Origin of the sequence: Parvibaculum sp. (assembly GCF_049671045.1) — a bacterium.
Lineage (GTDB): Bacteria > Pseudomonadota > Alphaproteobacteria > Parvibaculales > Parvibaculaceae > Parvibaculum.
In genome coordinates this window covers 1-18,615 of record NZ_JBATUH010000065.1, presented here as the reverse complement: position 1 = coordinate 18,615, position 18,615 = coordinate 1, and the positions used below count along the sequence as shown (strand labels likewise).

Annotated in this window: 12 protein-coding genes and 1 pseudogene; 4 read left to right on the top strand and 9 right to left on the bottom strand. The window is 66.0% G+C overall.

The window, feature by feature from the left end; genetic code table 11:
• Positions 1 to 84 precede the first annotated feature (84 nt).
• Positions 85 to 1,626: a murein biosynthesis integral membrane protein MurJ gene (murJ, locus tag WBG82_RS08010; protein WP_424423480.1), complete on the bottom strand. Its 1,542-nt coding sequence runs from the start codon at positions 1,624 to 1,626 to the stop codon at positions 85 to 87.
• Between the two features lie 22 nt (positions 1,627 to 1,648).
• Positions 1,649 to 4,444 (bottom strand): [protein-PII] uridylyltransferase, encoded by a 2,796-nt coding sequence (locus tag WBG82_RS08005; RefSeq protein ID WP_424423477.1) that lies wholly within the window; start codon positions 4,442 to 4,444, stop codon positions 1,649 to 1,651.
• 364 nt (positions 4,445 to 4,808) lie between these two features.
• Between WBG82_RS08005 and WBG82_RS08000 the strand changes: the two genes are divergently transcribed.
• Together WBG82_RS08000 and WBG82_RS07995 are read left to right on the top strand one after the other, a co-directional pair.
• Positions 4,809 to 5,117, top strand: a complete 309-nt coding sequence (locus WBG82_RS08000) for a hypothetical protein (protein WP_424423475.1) — start codon at positions 4,809 to 4,811, stop codon at positions 5,115 to 5,117.
• 118 nt (positions 5,118 to 5,235) lie between these two features.
• Complete coding sequence (locus WBG82_RS07995; protein ID WP_424423472.1) at positions 5,236 to 5,964, top strand: class I SAM-dependent methyltransferase; 729 nt, start codon at positions 5,236 to 5,238, stop codon at positions 5,962 to 5,964.
• A 21-nt stretch (positions 5,965 to 5,985) separates the two neighbouring features.
• On the opposite strand, the gene mutS is transcribed toward WBG82_RS07995, so the two are convergent.
• Complete coding sequence (gene mutS, locus WBG82_RS07990; protein ID WP_424423537.1) at positions 5,986 to 8,730, bottom strand: DNA mismatch repair protein MutS; 2,745 nt, start codon at positions 8,728 to 8,730, stop codon at positions 5,986 to 5,988.
• Between the two features lie 239 nt (positions 8,731 to 8,969).
• Here mutS and WBG82_RS07985 point away from each other — a divergent pair, with 239 nt between their 5' ends.
• Both WBG82_RS07985 and WBG82_RS07980 read left to right on the top strand, forming a co-directional pair.
• A complete protein-coding gene (locus WBG82_RS07985) occupies positions 8,970 to 11,234 on the top strand; it encodes an NADP-dependent malic enzyme (protein ID WP_424423470.1) in 2,265 nt (754 codons plus the stop codon).
• 109 nt (positions 11,235 to 11,343) lie between these two features.
• Positions 11,344 to 11,787, top strand: a complete 444-nt coding sequence (locus WBG82_RS07980) for a DUF4399 domain-containing protein (RefSeq protein ID WP_424423535.1) — start codon at positions 11,344 to 11,346, stop codon at positions 11,785 to 11,787.
• A gap of 33 nt (positions 11,788 to 11,820) precedes the next feature.
• Here the strand turns inward: WBG82_RS07980 and WBG82_RS07975 are convergent, their stop codons facing one another.
• The 6 genes and pseudogenes from WBG82_RS07975 to WBG82_RS07950 all read right to left on the bottom strand — a co-directional run.
• The gene (locus WBG82_RS07975) at positions 11,821 to 12,708 is read right to left on the bottom strand and encodes a GNAT family N-acetyltransferase (RefSeq protein WP_424423533.1); all 888 of its coding nucleotides are present in this window, start codon (positions 12,706 to 12,708) and stop codon (positions 11,821 to 11,823) included.
• Between the two features lie 251 nt (positions 12,709 to 12,959).
• The gene (locus WBG82_RS07970; RefSeq protein ID WP_424423467.1) at positions 12,960 to 14,318 is read right to left on the bottom strand and encodes an AmpG family muropeptide MFS transporter; all 1,359 of its coding nucleotides are present in this window, start codon (positions 14,316 to 14,318) and stop codon (positions 12,960 to 12,962) included.
• Positions 14,319 to 14,377: 59 nt separating this feature from the next.
• Positions 14,378 to 16,612, bottom strand: a complete 2,235-nt coding sequence (locus tag WBG82_RS07965) for a response regulator (RefSeq protein WP_424423464.1) — start codon at positions 16,610 to 16,612, stop codon at positions 14,378 to 14,380.
• A gap of 89 nt (positions 16,613 to 16,701) precedes the next feature.
• Positions 16,702 to 17,694, bottom strand: coding sequence for a c-type cytochrome (locus tag WBG82_RS07960; protein ID WP_424423462.1), 993 nt, complete (start codon positions 17,692 to 17,694; stop codon positions 16,702 to 16,704).
• A 128-nt stretch (positions 17,695 to 17,822) separates the two neighbouring features.
• Positions 17,823 to 18,203: a hypothetical protein gene (locus WBG82_RS07955; RefSeq protein ID WP_424423459.1), complete on the bottom strand. Its 381-nt coding sequence runs from the start codon at positions 18,201 to 18,203 to the stop codon at positions 17,823 to 17,825.
• A 119-nt stretch (positions 18,204 to 18,322) separates the two neighbouring features.
• Positions 18,323 to 18,615: pseudogene (locus WBG82_RS07950) on the bottom strand (YifB family Mg chelatase-like AAA ATPase); the annotation flags it as partial.

The following is an 18,615-nucleotide window of genomic DNA, read 5'->3' as shown; positions in this document are numbered from 1 at the left end:
CGGGGTCTCCTTCCTCCGCTCCGCGCCACCCCTGCGGCTCCGGCGAGGGACATGGCCGGGGCCGCAATCTTTTCCGCCGCCCGTTCAGCCGCGCCGCAGCGGGCGGACGATATCGGCATAGCGCGCCGCGCCGGTGAGCTGGCAGAAGATCGCGTAAGCGGCGATGCCGCCGACGACGAGCGCGCCCAGCACCGAAACGCTGGCGAGGAAGTGCAGGTCGAACCAGGGCGCGAGCGCGCGCGAGCCCGCATAGAGCACGCCGCCCATGCCCGCCGACGCAAGAACCGTCAGCGGCAGGCGCTGAAGGAGCTGCGCATCCGGCACGAAATGGCCATGCCTCCAGAGCCTCAGCCCGAGCTGGGCGGTGTTGGTCCAGGCGGCGATGGTCGTTCCCGCCGCGATCCCTGCAAAGGCGAAGAACTGGAAGAGAATGAAGCTCGAGACGATATTCACCGCAATGGAGACGGCGGCGAAGCGCAGCGGCGTCTTCGTATCCTCGCGCGCGAAGAAGGCGGGCGAGAAGACCTTGTTGAGCACGAAGGCGGGAAGGCCGACCGCATAGATCAGCAGGGCGAGCGACGTCGCATGCGTATCGGCGCGGGTGAAGTGGCCGCGCTCGAAAAGCACCTTGATGATGTCGAAGGGTATGACGGCGAGCGCCACCGCCGCAGGCACGGTGAGCAGCATCGCATATTCGATGGCGCGGTTCTGGCTTCGGTGCGCGCCGTCATCGTCGCCCGCGCGCAGCCGCCGCGACAGGTCGGGCAGCAGCACCACGCCGATGGCGATGCCGATGATGCCGAGCGGGAACTGGTAGATGCGGTCGGCGTAATAGAGCCAGGAAACGGCGCCCGCCTGCAGCGAGGCGATCATGGTGCCGATGGTGAGATTGAGCTGGCCGATGCCGCCCGAGATGAGGCCCGGCACGCCGAGGGAGAGAAGCCGCTTCACCTCGGGCGTAAGGCGAGGGCGGCGCAGCCTGAGCGACATGCCCGCCCGGTGGCAGGAGATCGCGAGCCAGACGAACTGAATGACACCCGCCACCATGACGCCCCAGGAAAGCGCGAGGCCGGGATTTTCGGAAAAGGGCACCAACAGCAGAAGCGCCGCGATCATCGTCACATTGAGCATGACGGGCGCCGCCGCTCCGGCGAAGAAGCGGCCGAGCGAATTGAGAACCGCCGTCTGGACGGCCGTCAGCGAGATGAAGAGAAGATAGGGAAAGCACACCCGCGTGAACTGAACCGCCCATGCCTGCTTCTGCGGATCGTCGCCGAAGCCCGGCGCGAAAAGCCACATGAGCCAGGGCATCGCGATCTCGAAGGCGATGGTGAGGAGAAGAAGCGCGGCAAGCAGCACCGCCGTCGCATCCTCGGCGAAGCGGCGGGCCGACGCCTCGCCCTCGCCTTCGAGGCGCTTGGCGAAGAGCGGCACGAAAGCCGAGTTGAACGCGCCTTCCGCGAAGATCGAGCGGAACATGTTGGGAAAGCGGAAGGCGACGATGAAGGCATCGGCGATCGGCCCGGTGCCGATGGCGGCGGCGACCATCATGTCGCGCACGAAGCCGAGCACGCGGGAGAGGAACGTCGTGCCGCCGACGGTGGCGGCTGAGCGGAAGAGATTCATCGAGGAGAGCGCCCCATCCGCTTCATACGGCCGCGGCCTTCGTATCGCGGCGGCGCGCGCCCGCGGGCCGCGCCCTGTTTACGGGATCGGCCAGCGCGTCGAGGAGATGGCGCTCGATCGCCTTCTCCTTGTTGGCGTTCGTCACCTTGTGGCCGATCACATCCTTCACATAGAAGACGTCCACCGCTCGCTCGCCATAGGTCGCGACATGGGCGGACGCGATGGTGAGCCCGAGGTGGAAGAGCGCCCTGGTGAGCGCGTGGAGAAGGCCCGGCCGGTCGAGTCCGTTCACTTCGATGACGGTGTAGACATCGGAGGCGTTGTTGTCGATATAGACCTGCGGGGCGACCTGGAAGGCTTCGGTCCGGCTCTCGCCCTTGAAGCGCTGGGCGATGAGGTCGGGCGGCAGCACCTCGCCCGCAAGCACCTTGCGGATCGTCGCCTCGAGGCGCTGCACGCGGCGTTCCTCGGCGATAGCGCCGCCGGTCTGGTCCTGCACCCAGAGCGTATCGAGCGCCATGCCGTCGCGCGTGGTGAAGATTTTCGCGTCGACGATGTTCATGCCGAGGATGGCGCAGGCGCCGGCGAAGCGCGAGAAGAGGCCCGGATGGTCCTGGGCGTAAAGCGTGAGTTCGGTCACGTCGCGCGTCGGCTCGGAGAAGGCCGCGACGGTGAGCGCGTCCCTCGCGCTGGCGATGAGGCGGGCGTGGCGTTCCTGCACATCGGTGTCGAAGGAAAGCCAATAGGCTTCCGTGTGGCGCGCGACATAGGCGTTCCATTCCTGCCGCGACCAGTCCGGCAGGCGCTTTTCGAGCGCAGCCTTCGCCTCGACGATGCGGTCGGCGCGGTTGAGCTGGGCGTCGCCCCCCTGCAGCACCGCCAGCGTCTCGAAATAAAGCTCGCGCAGAAGCTGGGCCTTCCAGCCGTTCCAGACGCCGGGGCCGACCGCCTTGATGTCCACGACCGTCAGCACAAAGAGCAATTTCAGCCGCTCCGGGCTCTGCACCAGATTGGCGAAATCGCGCACCGTGCGCGTGTCCGAAATATCGCGCTTCTGCGCCACGTCGCTCATCACGAGGTGGTTCCTGACAAGCCAGGCGACAGTTTCCGTTTCGCTCGGGCCCATGCCGAGGCGCGGACAGAGATGCTCGGCGATGCGCTCGCCCGCGTGTGAGTGATCCTCCTCGCGGCCCTTGGCGATGTCGTGCAGGAAGACCGCAAGATAGAGCACGGCCCGGTTCTTGATCGAGGTCATGAGTTCGGTCGCCAGCGGATGATCGCCGGGCTCGGTGCTCTTCTCGGTTTCGGAGAGGATGCCGATCGCGCGCAGGAGATGCTCGTCGGCCGTGTAGTGGTGATACATGTTGAACTGCATCAGCGCGACGATGCGGCCGAAATCGGGCACGAAGCGGCCGAGAACGCCCGCCTCGTTCATCATGCGGAGCGTGCGCTCCGGATCCTTGCGCGAGGTGAGGATCTCGAAGAAGAGCCGGTTCGCTTCAGCGTCGGCGCGAAGCTCGGCGCCGATATATTTGAGCGAGCGGGTGACGAGCCTCAGCGCGTCCGGATGGATTTCGAGAAGGTGCTGATCGGCGAGATGGAAGATGCGGATGAGGTTGACCGGGTCCTGCTCGACGAGCTTGTCGTTCTCGAAGGCGAGCCGCCCGCCCTCGATCCTGAAGCCCTTGGTCATTTTCTTCTTGCGGCGCAGCGCCTGCATGAAACGGCCGATGCCGGGCTTCTTCTTCTTTTCCTGTTCCTCGAGCGCGGCGCAGAAGATGCGCGTGAGATCGCCCACATCCTTGGCGATCAGGAAATAGTGCTTCATGAAGCGCTCGACCGCCTTGAGCCCGCGATGGCCCTGATAGCCGAGACGGTCGGCCATTTCGGTCTGGACGTCGAAGGTGATGCGATCGACGGCGCGGCCGGTGAGGAAGTGCAGCTCGCAGCGCACCGCCCAGAGGAAATCCTCCGCCTTGCGGAAGGTCGCGAATTCCGTTCGCGTGAAGACGCCCGCCGCGACGAGATCGGAGGGCTGCTTCACGCGGTAGAGATATTTGCCGATCCAGTAGAGCGTGTTGAGATCGCGCAGGCCGCCCTTGCCGTCCTTCACGTTCGGCTCGACGAGATAGCGGCTTTCGCCGGCGCGTGCATGGCGCTCGTCGCGCTCGGCGAGCTTGGCCTCGACGAATTCGTTGCCCGTGCCCTTCACCACCTCGGCGTCGAAGCGCTTTTCCAGCTCGTCGAAAAGCGACTTGTCGCCGATGAGATAGCGCGCCTCGAGAAGCGCCGTGCGGATGGTGAAATCCTCGCGCGCGAGCCGCACGCAATCATTGACCGAGCGGGTGGAGTGGCCGACCTTGTGGCCGAGATCCCAGAGCACATAGAGCATGTATTCGACCACGCTCTCGCCCCATGGCGTCTGCTTGTAGGGCAGCAGAAAGAGGAGGTCGATGTCGGAGCCCGGCGCCAGCGTGCCGCGCCCATAGCCGCCGACGGCGGCAACGCAGAGCCCCTCCGCCGTGCTCGGATTGGAGACCCGGTAGACATAGCGCGTCGTGAAGGCATAGAGCGCGCGGATGATCGTGTCCTGGAGGTAGGAGAGGTTCTGGGCGCAGATGCGGCCGCGATGGGCGCCCTGCTCGAGCCGCTCGCGCGCCTTGGCCCGTCCCGCCGCCAGCGTGCGCTTCAGCACCTCGACGAGCGCGCGCTTCATGGCATCGCCATTGCCCTCATGGCGCGCGGCGACGGCGTCGAGTTCCGAACGCAGACGGTTCGGATCGACGATTTCGAGCAGGCTCGGCAACATGCGGGCCATTGCGCCGTTTCCCAGATGGAGCCGGGAGGGACCCGGCATCGCGCCCCCGAAGCGCCGGGAGCGAGCGCATCATAACGCGCCGCCTCCAATATAGTGTTGATCGGCGGGGAAATTCGACATTTTCGGACGATACGGCGCGGCGCATGGCCGGTTCATTGCGGCGATTTCATGCAATTCCATCTTGTTGCCGCATTTTCGCCCGCTTCCCGCCGGGGCCGGTCCCAATCTCGAAGGGCGCGGGCGATGCCGCATGCCCTCTCTCCCGCTTCCGCGCTCGCCCGCGCCGTGCCGACCGCCCCGGCCGAGTGATCTGGCCGAGCGGTCTGGCCCGGCAAACGAACACGGGGCTGGGAAGGAGGACATCATGAAGAAGCTCCATGTTTCGGCGGCGCTCGTTGCGGCGTCCTTGAGCGTTTCCGCGCTGCCCGCTCTGGCCGCGGACAGCGCGCCCTCGCCGGACGATGCAAAGGCGCTCTGCAGCCGGCTCACCAGCCAGTTCGATTTTCTCATGCCCTTCAAGGAGGGGCTGCCCTACTGGAAGAAGGCGAGCGAGGAATTCCATACGGGCCGGCAGGAATGCGCCGCGGGCAAGTCAGTCGCCGGCGTCGAGGCGATGCAGTCGGCGATTTCCGACATGTATGTGAAGCCCGACGCGCTTCCCCATACGCTCTGAGGGCTTCCGGCCGGCACGGGATGCGGGCTGGCGGCGGGTTGCCTTCACGTTTCTTGACAAGCGGGAGCCAATGCCAAGACTGGCGGCCTGCCTTCACGAAACAGTCAGGACCCGCCCCTTGCCCGCCTCTCAGCCGATCGACAAACGCAAAATCTTCAGCCGCATTCTTCAGGGCTGGTGGAAGGATCGCGGCCAGTTCTCGCGCCGGAAGATCGCGCGCGATTGCCCCGTCTGCGGCTATCACGGGATTTTCCTCTCGGTCGGCCGTCCGTCGCGCTGGGACACGCGCTGCCCGAATTGCGGCTCGCGCGAGCGGCACAGGCTGATGCAGCTCTACATGCTCGAGCACGGGATCGACCTTTCGACGAAGAAGGTTCTGCAATTCGGCCCGGAAAAATGGCTGATGCGGATGCTGAAGAACAATCCCGACTACGAACCCGCCGATCTCTATTCGCCCATCGCCAAATACCGGCTCGACATCACCAGGATCGACCGGCCGGACGATTTCTTCGATGTCGTGATCGCGAACCACGTCTTCGAGCATGTCGATGACGACGCGGCCGCGATGCGCGAAATGTTTCGTGTGCTGAAACCCGGCGGGATCGGCTTCTTCTCGGTGCCGATCAACCTGTCGCGCGAGGAAACCTACGAGAACCCGGCGATCACCGACCCCGACGAGCGCTTCGTCCATTTCGGCGGCACCGATCACAAGCGCTTTTACGGACGCGACTTCCAGAAGAAGCTCGAAGCGGTGGGGTTCACCGTCGAGCCCTATCGCCGCAAGCCCGAGGAAGAGGCGAAATGGGGCCTTCTGCGCGACGAGTGCATCTATGTGGCGCGGAAGTAGGTCCCGCGTCATCTCCCGCCGTCAGCGTCCCTCACTCTCCGTCCGCGCCAGCGCCTTCAGGCGATAGAGCAGGTCCAGCGCCTCTCTCGGCGTCAGCTCGTCCGGGTTGATCGCCGTCAGTTCCGCCTCGAGGGCGCTTTCGCGCGCGGCCTCGCGCATGGGCTTCGCCACGGCGGAAAAGAGCGGCAGATCGTCGATGAGCGTATGGGCCCTGTCGCCCTGTCCACCTTTTTCGAGCGCCGAAAGCACGGCCTGCGCCCGGTGAATGACGGCGGGCGGAAGCCCGGCGAGCTTCGCCACCTGAATGCCATAGGAGCGGTCGGCCGCGCCCGGACCCACCTCGTGCAGAAAGATCACGTCGCCCTGCCATTCCTTGACGCGCATGGTGGCGTTGGCGAGATGCGGCAGCTTTTCGGCGAGCGCAGTCAGCTCGTGATAATGGGTGGCGAAGAGCGCGCGCGAGCGGTTCACCTCATGCAGGTTCTCGACTGTCGCCCAGGCGATGGACAGGCCGTCGAAAGTGGCCGTGCCGCGGCCGATCTCGTCGAGGATGACGAGCGAGCGCGGGCCCGCCTGATTGAGGATCGCCGCCGTCTCCACCATCTCGACCATGAAGGTCGAGCGGCCGCGGGCGAGATCGTCCGCCGCGCCGACACGCGAGAAAAGCCGGTCCACCACGCCGATATGCGCCTCCTCGGCGGGAACGAAACTCCCCATCTGCGCCAGAATGGCGATGAGCGCGTTCTGGCGCAGGAAGGTCGATTTGCCCGCCATGTTGGGGCCTGTCAGAAGCCAGAGCCTTTTGGAGGACGCCTCTGCCTCTCCGGCGCTGTCGTCGCCGCTCAGGTCGCAATCATTGGGAACGAAGGGCTGCGCGCTCGCTTCGCGCTCGAGCGCCGCCTCGACGACCGGGTGGCGCCCGCCCCTGATGCGGAAGGCGAGGCTCCGGTCGACGCGGGGGCGCGCATAGCGGCGCTCGGCGGCAAGCTCGGCAAGGGCCGCCGTCGCGTCGAGCGCGCCGAGAGCGGCGGCGGCGGAAGCGATCGCGTCGCTCTTTTCGAGCACGGCGCGGACAAGCTCGTCGAAGAGCCCGAGCTCGATCTCGAGAGCGCGGCCGCCTGCCTCCGCGATGCGGCTTGCAAGACCGGCAAGCTCGCCCGTCGTGAAGCGCACGGCGTTCGCCAGCGTCTGGCGGTGAATATAGGTCTGGTTCAGGGGCTCGCGGAGCAGGCGCTCGGCATGTTTCGGCCCGACCTCGATATAGTAGCCGAGCACATTGTTGTGCCGGATCTTCAGAACGGAGACGCCCGTTTCATCCGCATATTTCGACTGAAGCCCGGCAATGAGCCTGCGGCTTTCGTCGCGGAGCGTGCGAAGCTCGTCCAGGGCCGCGGAAAATCCGGGCGCGATGAAGCCGCCGTCGCGCGCAATGAGCGGAAGCTCCCGGTCGAGCGCCACGGCGAGCCGGTCGCAAAGCGCGGCGGCAACGCCCCTGAGCGCGGCCGCGGCCTCGACGAGCGCGGAGGGAAGCGGCGCGAGGCTCGCGGGCATCCGGTCGAGGAATTCCGCAAGCTCGTGGCTCGCATCGAGCCCGTCCCTGATCGCGGCGAGATCGCGCGGGCCGCCACGGCCGAGCGAAATCCTCGTGAGCGCGCGCGCCATGTCGGGCGCCGCCTTCAGCCGCGCGCGGAGCCTGGAGCGCAGGTCGCGCTGATCGAGCAGGCATTCGACGGCGTCGAGCCTCGCATTGATCGCGTCCGGGTCGGTGAGCGGGGCCGCGAGACGGGTGGCGAGGTCGCGCGCGCCAGCGCCCGTCACCGTCCGGTCGATGACCGAAAGCAGACTTCCGCGCGTCTCGCCCTTCAGCGTCCGCACAAGCTCGAGATTGGCGCGCGTCGCCGCGTCGATGCCCATGGCGGCGCCCATGGAGACGCGGCGCGGCGGCCTCAAGGCGGGCATGCGGCCGACCTGCGTCAGCTCCACATAGTCGAGCAGCGCGCCCATGGCGGCGATTTCGGGCCGCGTGAAGCTGCCGAAGCCGTCGAGCGCGCCGACGCCGAGATGGGACTTCAGGCGGCGCTCGGCGGCGCTCGAATCGAATCGCATGGCCGGCAGCGCCGTCACCGTGCCGTTCTGCTGATCGAAAAGCGCCCTCATCGCCTCGTCGCGGAAGAAACCGTCAGCGACGAGAAGCTCGCCCGGATCGAGCCTTGCAAGCTCGGCGGCGAGCGCGCCCGCCTCGACGGGCATCACCTCGAAGGTGCCGGTCGATATGTCCGCCCAGGCAAGCCCGAGGGCGGCGTCGGAGCCTGTGCGGGCAAGGGCTGCGAGATAGTTATGCGCGCGGGCATCGAGCAGCGTGTCCTCGGTCAGCGTCCCCGGCGTCACCAGCCGGACGACGTCGCGGCGGACGACGGATTTCGAGCCGCGCTTCTTCGCCTCCGCCGGGTCTTCCATCTGCTCGCAAACGGCGACCTTGAAGCCCTGGCGAATGAGCCGTTCGAGATAACTCTCATGGGAATGGACCGGGACGCCGCACATGGGGATGTCCTCGCCCAGATGCTTGCCCCGCTTCGTGAGGGCGATGTCGAGCGCCTCGGCCGCCCGGACCGCGTCCTCGAAGAACATCTCGTAGAAATCGCCCATCCGGTAGAAGAGCAGCGCGTCGGGATAGGACCGCTTGATCTCGAGATATTGCGCCATCATGGGCGTCGCATCCGCCGGGATGGCGGGCGAGGGCGAGGGCGAGGCCATCTCCGGGCGCATGGCCCCGGCCTCGTCATCGGATGTATCTGAAAGCGCCTCGGGGCGCCGGATCTCGGGTTCGGACATGGCGCCGCAGCCTAACAGATCGTTCCTGTCCGGAAAGAGGGCCCATAAACGCCATCCGTTCGGCCAAAATCAACCAACTTGGCTTGTTATTAGCGGTCCGGGGGCCTACAAAGCGGGCTCCCCGCTTTGTGGATAATTTTCAGGGCGCCTCGCCCGCCGGGTCCGAAGCCATCATGAGCAAGAAACGCCGCCAGTTCACCGACGAGGAAGCGCTCCTCTTCCACTCCCAGGGCAAGCCCGGGAAACTCGAAATCACCCCGACGAAACCGATGGCCACCCAGCGGGATCTCTCGCTGGCCTACAGCCCCGGCGTCGCGGTGCCTGTGCGCGCCATCGCCGAAAACCCGGACGCGGCCTATGACTTCACCGCCAAGGGCAATCTCATCGCCGTGATCTCGAACGGCACCGCCATTCTCGGCCTCGGCGATCTCGGCGCGCTCGCCTCCAAGCCCGTCATGGAAGGCAAGGCCGTTCTCTTCAAGCGCTTCGCCGATGTCGATGCGATCGACCTCGAAATCGACACCAAGGACGCGGACGCCTTCGTCAACGCGGTGCGCTATCTCGGCCCCTCCTTCGGCGGCATCAATCTCGAGGACGTCTCGGCCCCCGACTGCTTCATTATCGAAAGCCGCCTGCGCGAGCTGATGAACATTCCGGTGTTCCATGACGACCAGCACGGCACCGCGATCATAACGGCGGCGGGCCTCATCAACGCCCTCTATCTCACCGGCCGCGATATCACCAAGATCAAGCTCGTCGTCAACGGCGCGGGCTCGGCAGGCATCGCCTGCCTCGAACTCGTCAAGGCGATGGGCCTTCCGCATGAGAACGCCATTCTCTGCGACACCAAGGGCGTCATCTACAAGGGCCGCGCCGAAGGCATGAACCAGTGGAAGTCGGCCCATGCCGTCGCCACCGACGCGCGCACGCTCGAAGAGGCGATGGACGGCGCCGACGTCGTGCTCGGCCTTTCGGCGAAGGGCGCCTTCACGCCGAAGATGATCCGTTCCATGGCCGACAAGCCCATCATCTTCGCCATGGCCAATCCCGATCCCGAGATCACGCCGGAAGAAGTGGCGCAGATCCGCGACGACGCCATCGTGGCGACGGGGCGTTCGGACTATCCGAACCAGGTCAACAATGTGCTCGGCTTTCCCTACATCTTCCGCGGCGCGCTCGACGTGCGCGCGACCTCGATCAACGAGGAGATGAAGATCGCCTGCGCCGAAGCGCTGGCGAAGCTCGCGCGCGAGGATGTGCCCGACGAGGTCGCCGTCGCCTATCAGGGCGAGCGTCCGCGCTTCGGCCCGAACTACATCATCCCGGTTCCGTTCGACCCGCGCCTCATCCGCGAGATTCCGCCGGCCGTCGCCAAGGCGGCGATGGATTCAGGCGTCGCGCGCCATCCCATCGTCGACATGGACGCCTACAAGAACCAGCTTTCGGCGCGCCTCTCGCCGACGGCGGGGATGCTGCAGGTCATCGTCGACAAGGTGAAGCGCGATCCGAAGCGCGTCGTCTTCGCCGAGGGCGAGGAAGAGCGCGTCATCCGCGCCGCCATCACCTTCCGCGATTCGGGGCTCGGCCATCCGATCCTGGTCGGCCGCGAAGACCTCATCCGCCAGATGCTGAGCGATATCGGGCTCGATCCGAATACCGATCTCGACATTCGCAACGCGCGGCTTTCCGACCGCAATCCCTTCTATGCGGAGACGCTCTACAAGCGGCTCCAGCGCAAGGGCTACCTCGCGCGCGACTGCGTGCGCCTCGTCAACAACGACCGCAACGTCTTCTCCGCCTGCATGGTCGCGGCGGGCGACGCCGACGCGATGGTGACGGGCATCACGCGCAACTATGCGGTCGCGCTCGAGGATGTGTGCCGCGTCATCGATCCGATCGAGGGGCGCCGCGTCATCGGCGTCACGCTCGTCGTCTCGCGCGGGCAGACCGTGCTGGTCGCCGATACGAACGTGCATGAGATGCCGACCGCCGAGGAGCTTGCGGATATCGCCGTGCAGACGGCGGAAGTCGCGCGCCGTCTCGGCTACGAGCCGCGCGTCGCCATGCTCGCTTCCTCCACATTCGGCAATCCGATGCTGGAGCGCTCCGAAAGGCTGCGCGAGGCCGTCGAAATTCTCGAGGCGCGGCAGGTTGATTTCGAGTTCGAGGGCGAGATGGCGGCCGATGTGGCGCTGAGCCGCGAGGCCATGGCGCTTCATCCCTTCTGCCGTCTCTCCGATACGGCGAACGTCCTCATCATGCCGGCGATCCACTCGGCCTCGATCTCGACCAAGATGCTCAAGGTGCTCGGCCATGCGACGCTGATCGGCCCGCTGCTCGTCGGGCTCAAGCATCCGGTGCAGATCGTGCCCATGGGCTCGAACGTCTCCGACCTCGTGAACATGGCGGCGCTGGCGGCCTATAATCTCGACCGCTGAGGCCGCCACCTTCGCAATGCAGCGCCACAGGAACGGGCGGAAGCTTGCTTCCGCTTCGTCTGTGGACGACCATTCGTCATTCATGAAAAGGGAGGATGCGATGCTCTCGATCAGATCAGCGACTTTCGCCGCCGCGCTCATGCTGGCCGGCCTCGCCGCTGCCCCTGCGCTTCAGGCGGAGGAGAAAGCGGGACAGTGGCCGGAGGGTGCCGAGACCTACATCATCTCGCCCAAGGACGGCGCCAAGGTGAAGAGCCCCGTGACGGTGGTGTTCGGGCTCAAGGGACTCGGGGTCGCGCCCGCCGGCGTCGACAAGCCGCATACGGGCCATCACCATCTTCTGATCGATACCGATGCGCCGACGGGCGAGGCGCTCGACGAGCCGCTTCCCGCCGATGAGCACCACAAGCATTTCGGCGGCGGGCAGACCGAAACCACGGTTGAACTCGCGCCCGGCAAGCACACGCTGCAGCTCATCATGGGCGATGCGAATCACGTTCCGCACAATCCGCCGGTCGTCTCGAAGAAGATCACGATCACCGTCGTGAAATAAGACCGACGCCGTTCCGCTCGGCGGACGCGGGCCTCAGCCCGCGCTCGTCGAGCCGAATTTCGTGCGATAGCGTTCAGCGATCTGGGTGACGGGGAAAAGGATCAGCACGTCGGTCGTGCCGAACTGCTCGTCCACCACCGCGCCGTCGCCGATATAGCAGCCCGCGCGCAGATAGCCCTTGATCATGGGCGGCAGCGCCCGCCAGGCCTCGCGCGGATTGATCTTCTCCTTCGGAATGAGATTCATCTCGGCGAAGCGCTCCGGCAGCGCCCGAACATACCATTCGGGCGGCGTCAGATGATGGTGGTAGAGATAGGAGAGCGGCAGCGCCAGCGCCTCGGGGTCGGTGCCCTCGAAGCTCGCGCAGCCGAACATCACGTCCAGATTGTGGATCTCGAGATAGCGCGCGATGCCGTGCCAGAGAAGCTCCACCGTCGGCTTGTTGCGATAGGGCGCGAGCACGCAGGAGCGCCCCAGCTCAAGGAAGCGCAGGCCCTTGCCGCGCCCCTCGAGGAGCGGCGCGATGTCATATTCGCTCGCCGTGTAGAAGCCGCCATGACGCTCGGCCACTTCCTGGCGCAGCAGGCGATAGCAGCCGACAACGGCTTCGGTCGGAAGCTCGTCGCCCTCAGCGCCGTTCGCAAGCGCATGGTCGAAGACGAGAAGATGGTCGCAGAAGCTGTCGAAACGATCGACGTCGCGCTTCGTCCGGCGCGCCTCCTCGTCGGGCTTCGCCGACATCTCCTCATAGAAGACCCGGTAGCGCAGCGCCTGCGCGGCATCGATCTCGCCCGCCGTGTGAGCAAGCCGCACTTCCAGCGTACCCTTGCGGCCAAAGCTCGCCGGAGCGCCGCCGGCCGGCGCTTTCGCGCGCGTGCCTTCCGGATGTGCGACGGTCGCATCCGCATGCGGCAACGTCATGGATTCGAACCTCGTAATTACTCCATCCCCCAGGCCAGCACTTGAGGCAATGGCGCCCGTCAGCCCGGCGCGATGCCGTTCTTGCGCGATATTGGCCGTCGTCGTGTGGCTGGCCATTTTAGCCATCCTTTCATTAACACGCCCGGAAGCCAAGAAAAGGACGAGTGGAGGAATGAGCGACACTCGCTCATTCCTGCGGCATCCGTGTGACAGTGCCAATGCGTTGAATTAACAATAATTAATCCGCGGCCTCATGCCGTACCGGCATTTTCCGTCGCCTCATCGCCCGATTCGATGGCATTGGCACGGCCGAGCCACCAGAGAAGCAGGAGGCCCGGGATTCCCGTCACGGTGGCGAAGATGAAGAAGGGCACCCAGCCGATCGCGGCGGCAACATAGCCCGTCGACGCCGAAATGAAAGTCCGCCCGACCGCCGCCAGCGCCGAGAGCAGGGCGAACTGGGTCGCGGTGAAGGAGCGCGCCGTGCAGAGGCTCGAGATCCAGCCCACGAAGACGACCGTGCCGATGGCACCGGTGAAATTCTCGACCGTGATGGCGACGCCGAGCGCCATGGGGTCAGGCCCCATATAGGCCAGCCAGCAGAAGACGAGATTGGACGCGGTCTGGATGATGCCGCCGATCCAGAGCGCGCGGGTCTGGCCGAGCGCGTTGACGAGCCAGCCGCCGACGAAGCCGCCGGCAAGCGCGGCCGCAAGGCCCGCCGTGCTCGATATGCCCGCATAGGTCGCCTTGTCGAAGCCGATATCGAGAGCAAAGGGAAAGAGCATGTGGCCGGCATAGGCGTCGGCGAGCTTGTAGAAGACGACGAAGGCGAGGATCGTCGCCCATTGCCGCTTCTTCGCGAAATCCGCGAAGGGGTCGATCACCGCATGGCGGATCTGGCGAAGAAGCCCCTCGGGCTCCGTTCGCGCATCGGCGGCGTCCGGCTCGGTTGCCAGAAGCGAAGCGATGAGGCCCACGCCCATCAGCGCCGCCATGGCCGCATAGCCGAGCGACCAGCCCGTCTCGCGCATGAGGCCCTGCGACTGGAGAAAGGCGACGAGGCTGACGGCGCCGCCCGTCGAAACCAGCATGGCGATGCGATAGGCGGCGACATAGTTCGCCATGCCGGCCGCCTGCTCGTCCTTCGGCAGGCTTTCCACGCGGAAGGCGTCGATCACGATGTCCTGCGTCGCGGAGCAGAAGGCGACGAGAAGCGCGGCGAAAGCCATCAGCACGGGCGTCGCGACCGGATTGACGAGGCCCATCAGCACGAGCGAGACGGCGAGCGCGAGTTGCGTCGTCACCAGCCAGCCACGGCGGCGGCCGAGCATGCGCGTGAGAAGCGGCAGGCGCACATGATCTATGACCGGCGCCCAGATGAATTTGAGAACATAGGGAAGGCCGACGAGAGAAAAGAGGCCGATCGTCTTCAGATCGACGCCCTCATCGCGCATCCAGCCCGAAAGCGTCGAGCCCGTCAGCGCCAGGGGAAGACCGGATGAAAAGCCGAGCAGCAGAATGATGACGAGCCGCTTCTCGGTGTAGATCGCCCAGGCCGCGGCGAGGCGCGCCCCGAGGCTCATCCTTTCCATCGTTTCCGCTGACATGTTTTCCCCGCATGGATTCCCGCGCGGCGAAGTCTAGAGCATTTCCCGTTCCGGCGGAGTCAAAACGGGATCACGCCGGATTTTAGCTCCGCATCGCCCCTGTCGGGGGCGTGTCCGAGCGGGCTGCGTCTCTTCGACCAGTAGGCGAGCGCGCGGGCGAGCGCTTCGGGTGCGACGGGTTTGGAAAGATAGTCGTCCATGCCGGCGGAGAGGCAGAGCTGGCGATCGTCCGCCATGGCATTGGCGGTCAGCGCGATTATGGGCAGGCTCGAACGACTGTCGGGAAGGGCGCGGATGAGGCGCGTCGCCTCGAAGCCGTCCATGCCCGGCATGTGGAGGTCCATGAGCACGATGTCGACGGGCTCCGGCATTTCGAGCATGTCGAGAACCTCGCTGCCATTGCGCGCGACGCGGACGGTGTGGCCGTCGCGCTCGAGAAGCGTGCGCGTGAGCAGCGCGTTGATGTCGTTGTCCTCGGCGACGAGAATGTTGAGGGCGATGCCCCAATCGGCCGATGCGCCGGAGGGCGCCGCATGGGCTTGCGCTTTTTCCTCCGCATACTGCTCGATTGCCTCCATGCGCGCGGCGCCTCGCCTTTCTCCGGCTGCAAGAGCCTCGATGCGCGCGATGAGCGACGAGGCGCGCACCGGGCGCACGAGATAACCGTCGAAAAGGGCAGGAAAGATCGCGGGCGCCGCGTCCTGGCCGATAAGGGCGGGCAGGCGGTCGCGGTCCTGCGGGCGAAGAAGGACGATGGCCGCAAGATCGGGCACCTCGCCGCGCGCGCGCGCCACGATGTCTGCGCCCGGTCCCTCGGCCGTATCGACGGGGCAGATGAGAATATCGGCGGGCTCCTCGCGAAGCATGGCGACGATCTCGTCGCCGGTCGCGGCAAGACGCGTATCGGCTCCGGCGAGGCTTGCCACGCGGCCGAGCGAAGCGGCAAGAACCGGCCTGTCCTCGAGCAGCACGATGCGGACCCCCCGGAGCGGCGCGCGCTGATGCGCGGCGGGCTCGGCAATGCCGAGGCCGAGCCGGACGCGGAAGGACGAGCCACGGCCGGGCTCGCTTTCGACCTCGATCGTGCCACCCATCGCGGTCACGAGATGGCGGCTGATCGCAAGACCGAGCCCGGTGCCCTCGAAGCGGCGCGCATGGCTCTGGTCGCTCTGGGAGAATTCCTCGAAGATCACCTCGAGTTCGTCCGCCTGCATGCCGATGCCGGTATCCTCCACCTCGATCACGATATTCGCGCGATCGTCCGTATAGGAATGGCTTTCGAGCCGGGCGCGAATGAGCACGCCGCCTTGCTGCGTGAACTTGATCGCATTGCCCGCGAGATTGATGAGGATCTGGCGGATGCGCGTCTCGTCGCCGTGAAGCCGCAGGGGCATGTGCGGCTCGACCTCGGCGGCGATCTCGAGCGCCTTGTCGAAGGCGCGCGGGCTCAGAAGCTCGCACACGCCCTCGATCATCGCGCGAAGATCGAAGGGCGCTTCCTCGATCTGAACCTTGCCGGCCTCGATCTTGGAATAGTCGAGAATGTCGTTGATGACGGCGAGAAGCGCCTCGCCCGAACGCTTCACCGCCTCGGCATAGGAACGCTGCGCGGGTGTCAGCCTCGTGTCGAGCAGAAGGTCCGTCATGCCGAGCACGCCGTTCATGGGCGTGCGGATCTCATGGCTCATGGCGGCGAGGAACTGGCTCTTGGCGCGGTTGGCGGCCTGCGCCTCGTCGAGCGCGATCGCCAGACGCTCCTCGGTTTCCTTGCGATCGGTGATGTCGCGTCCGACCGTCTGGATTTCCTTGAGCTTGCCTTCCTCGTCGCGCAGCGCGAATTCTTCCCAGGCAAACCAGCGCGGGCCGCGCGCCGTCATCACGCGCTGGTCGAAGCGGATGCGATAGGGCGGGAGCGCAAGACCGGCGAAGGAGCCGAGAAGGCGAGGCCTCTCGCCTTCGGGCAGATCCGGCACGAAGGCCGCGCCGATCACCTCAGGGCGCTGCCGATCGAAGGTCTCGCAGAAAATGTCGTTCACATAGGTGAGGCGGCCGAGAAGGTCGCGCCTCATCACGACTTCGCCCTGCGATTGCACGAGATCGCGATAGCGCTCCTCGCGCTCGGCAAGCGCCCATGTCTCGTCGCGCAGCGCCTCCATCTCGGCCCGCGCCGTGTCGACCTCGACCGCAAGCGCGCGGGCGCGCCGCGAAGCGCGGTGCCAGGCCCCGATGCTGAACGCAAGCCCGCCCGCCATGCCCAGAAGGACAAGCAGGCTCTGGTGTCCGACGGTAAGCAAGATGCCCCTGATGCCTGATTTTTTTCAGGCATCAGGTTGCGCCGGACATGCTTTCCAAAGCGTTACCGCACCCCGCGCCCTGGCGGGTTCTACCGCGCCGCTTCCTCCGCCGGGGGCGAGAAGGTGTCGATCTTCCCCTTGGCCGGCGCGACTGTGCGCAGATAGGCATAGATGGCGCCGAGGTCCTCGTCCTTCATGCCCGAATAGGCCGTCCAGGGCATTTCGGTATCGACGTCCTGCGGGCCGGGCGTGATCTTATCGGCGGATTCCGGCGACATGTTCCGGAAGCGGGCGATGAAGGCTTCACGCGACCAGCCGCCGATGCCCGTCTCCTCATCCGGCGTTATGTTCGCCGAGCGGGCGACGCCGCCGCCAGGGATCGGAAACTCGTTGCCGCCCGCGAAGGGCGTGCCGACCGGCTCGCCACGCTCATTGCGCTTCGTATGACACTCGAAGCAGGAACCCGCGAAAGCGAGATACTTTCCATAGGCAACCTCGTCCTTCGGATCGGGCCGGCTTTGCGGCGTCGGATCGGCGGGCACCAAGCGCATGAAGATCGGGAGCGGCATGGGCAGCTCGACGGGCGCGAGCGTCACCGGCTCCGGCGGCAGCGTGCGCAGATAGGCGATGACCGCCTTCACGTCCTCGGGGTCGAGGCTGCGATAGAAGGGATAGGGCATGACGGGGAAGAGCGGACGCCCCGTGCGATCGACGCCCGAAACGATCGCGCGATAGATTTCGCCGTCGGTCCAGTCGCCGAGCGCGGCCGGCGTGAGGTTCGGCGCGTTGACCTCGGTGGGGAATGCGGGCACGCCGCCCATGTGACGGCCGGCGGCGATGCGGGCCTTGTCGAAGACCCGCGAATAGCGGTGCGGCTCGATCTCGGGCGTGTGGCAGCCCGTGCAGGCGAGTTCGTGATTGAAGAGATAGTCGCCCCGCGCGACGAGTTCAGGTGTCGCCTCGATCTCCAGATCGGGCGCGGCAGACACGCGCGGAAAAACAACGAATACGGCCAGAAGGCCGATGGCGGCCAGCGCCGCGACGGCAGCCCCCGACCAGAGTGCGATACGTCCGATCCGCATGGAGGCCCCCCAGACCCTTGTTGAAGAGGGCGGAATTGATACGTTCCCGGAAAGGGAAAAATCAAGCGAAGACGCGACGCCGGCACGTCAGATTCATCACGAAGAGCGCCGGATGTGCCGTATACGCATCACAGGGCGGTATTGATATACCAGCTACCATCCAGATGGATGAGGGAGGTCTTCACCCGTTTCGCCGTCCCGTCCCGAAAGGTGAGCACCACGTCATAAAGGGCGAGCCGTCCATAGGTCACGACACCGCCGGTAAGGCTCATCCGGTCGAGGCCCCCATGGGATCTGATCTCGCCCGACCAGCGCCTGACAACGGATTGAAGCTCGTCCTCGGTGAACTTCTCATGCAGCGTGGGCGAGAAACGCGCGACCGCCGACGCCGTCCGGCCATCCGCAATGTCGCGGAAAAACCCTTCAGCCGTATCCTCGCCGGCCCGCGCACATGCAACCAGTGAAACGCAAAGCAACGTGACGGCGAGTATCCGCGCGAGAATGCCCATTTCCCGTGGCTCTCCGGATTGCCCACGAACGGAATTCCGGACAAAACCATACCACGTATTTCACATTGAACTCACCGTTTCACGAAAAGGACGGGGCCTGCGCCCTTCGCGCGCGGCACTCAGACGGCGGCGCCGAGCCGGCCGGCGACGGGTTCGCGATAGGCAAGCGCCTCGGCGACGTGGATGCGGCGCACATGCTCCGCCCCGTCGAGATCGGCGAGCGTCCGGGCCACGCGGAGCACCCGGTGATAGCCGCGCGCGGTGAGATGCATGCGCTCGGCCGCCTCCGTCAGCAGCGCGAGGCCGGGCGCGTCGGGGGTGGCGACCCTGTCGAGCAATTCGCCCTCCGCATGGGCATTGAGGCTCGGCCCCCCGGCGGAGGCGACATCGGCATAGCGCGCCTCCTGAACCT

What these genes read in the sequence shown, in the direction of transcription:
- mutS (WP_424423537.1), bottom strand. Translation starts at nt 8,730, where the DNA reads ATGCGCCCGGAGATGGCCTCGCCCTCGCCCTCGCCCGCCATCCCGGCG.
- WBG82_RS07970 (WP_424423467.1), bottom strand. Translation starts at nt 14,318, where the DNA reads ATGTCAGCGGAAACGATGGAAAGGATGAGCCTCGGGGCGCGCCTCGCC.
- murJ (WP_424423480.1), bottom strand. Translation starts at nt 1,626, where the DNA reads ATGAATCTCTTCCGCTCAGCCGCCACCGTCGGCGGCACGACGTTCCTC.
- WBG82_RS08000 (WP_424423475.1), top strand. Translation starts at nt 4,809, where the DNA reads ATGAAGAAGCTCCATGTTTCGGCGGCGCTCGTTGCGGCGTCCTTGAGC.
- WBG82_RS07955 (WP_424423459.1), bottom strand. Translation starts at nt 18,203, where the DNA reads ATGGGCATTCTCGCGCGGATACTCGCCGTCACGTTGCTTTGCGTTTCA.
- WBG82_RS07960 (WP_424423462.1), bottom strand. Translation starts at nt 17,694, where the DNA reads ATGCGGATCGGACGTATCGCACTCTGGTCGGGGGCTGCCGTCGCGGCG.
- WBG82_RS07985 (WP_424423470.1), top strand. Translation starts at nt 8,970, where the DNA reads ATGAGCAAGAAACGCCGCCAGTTCACCGACGAGGAAGCGCTCCTCTTC.
- WBG82_RS08005 (WP_424423477.1), bottom strand. Translation starts at nt 4,444, where the DNA reads ATGGCCCGCATGTTGCCGAGCCTGCTCGAAATCGTCGATCCGAACCGT.
- WBG82_RS07975 (WP_424423533.1), bottom strand. Translation starts at nt 12,708, where the DNA reads ATGACGTTGCCGCATGCGGATGCGACCGTCGCACATCCGGAAGGCACG.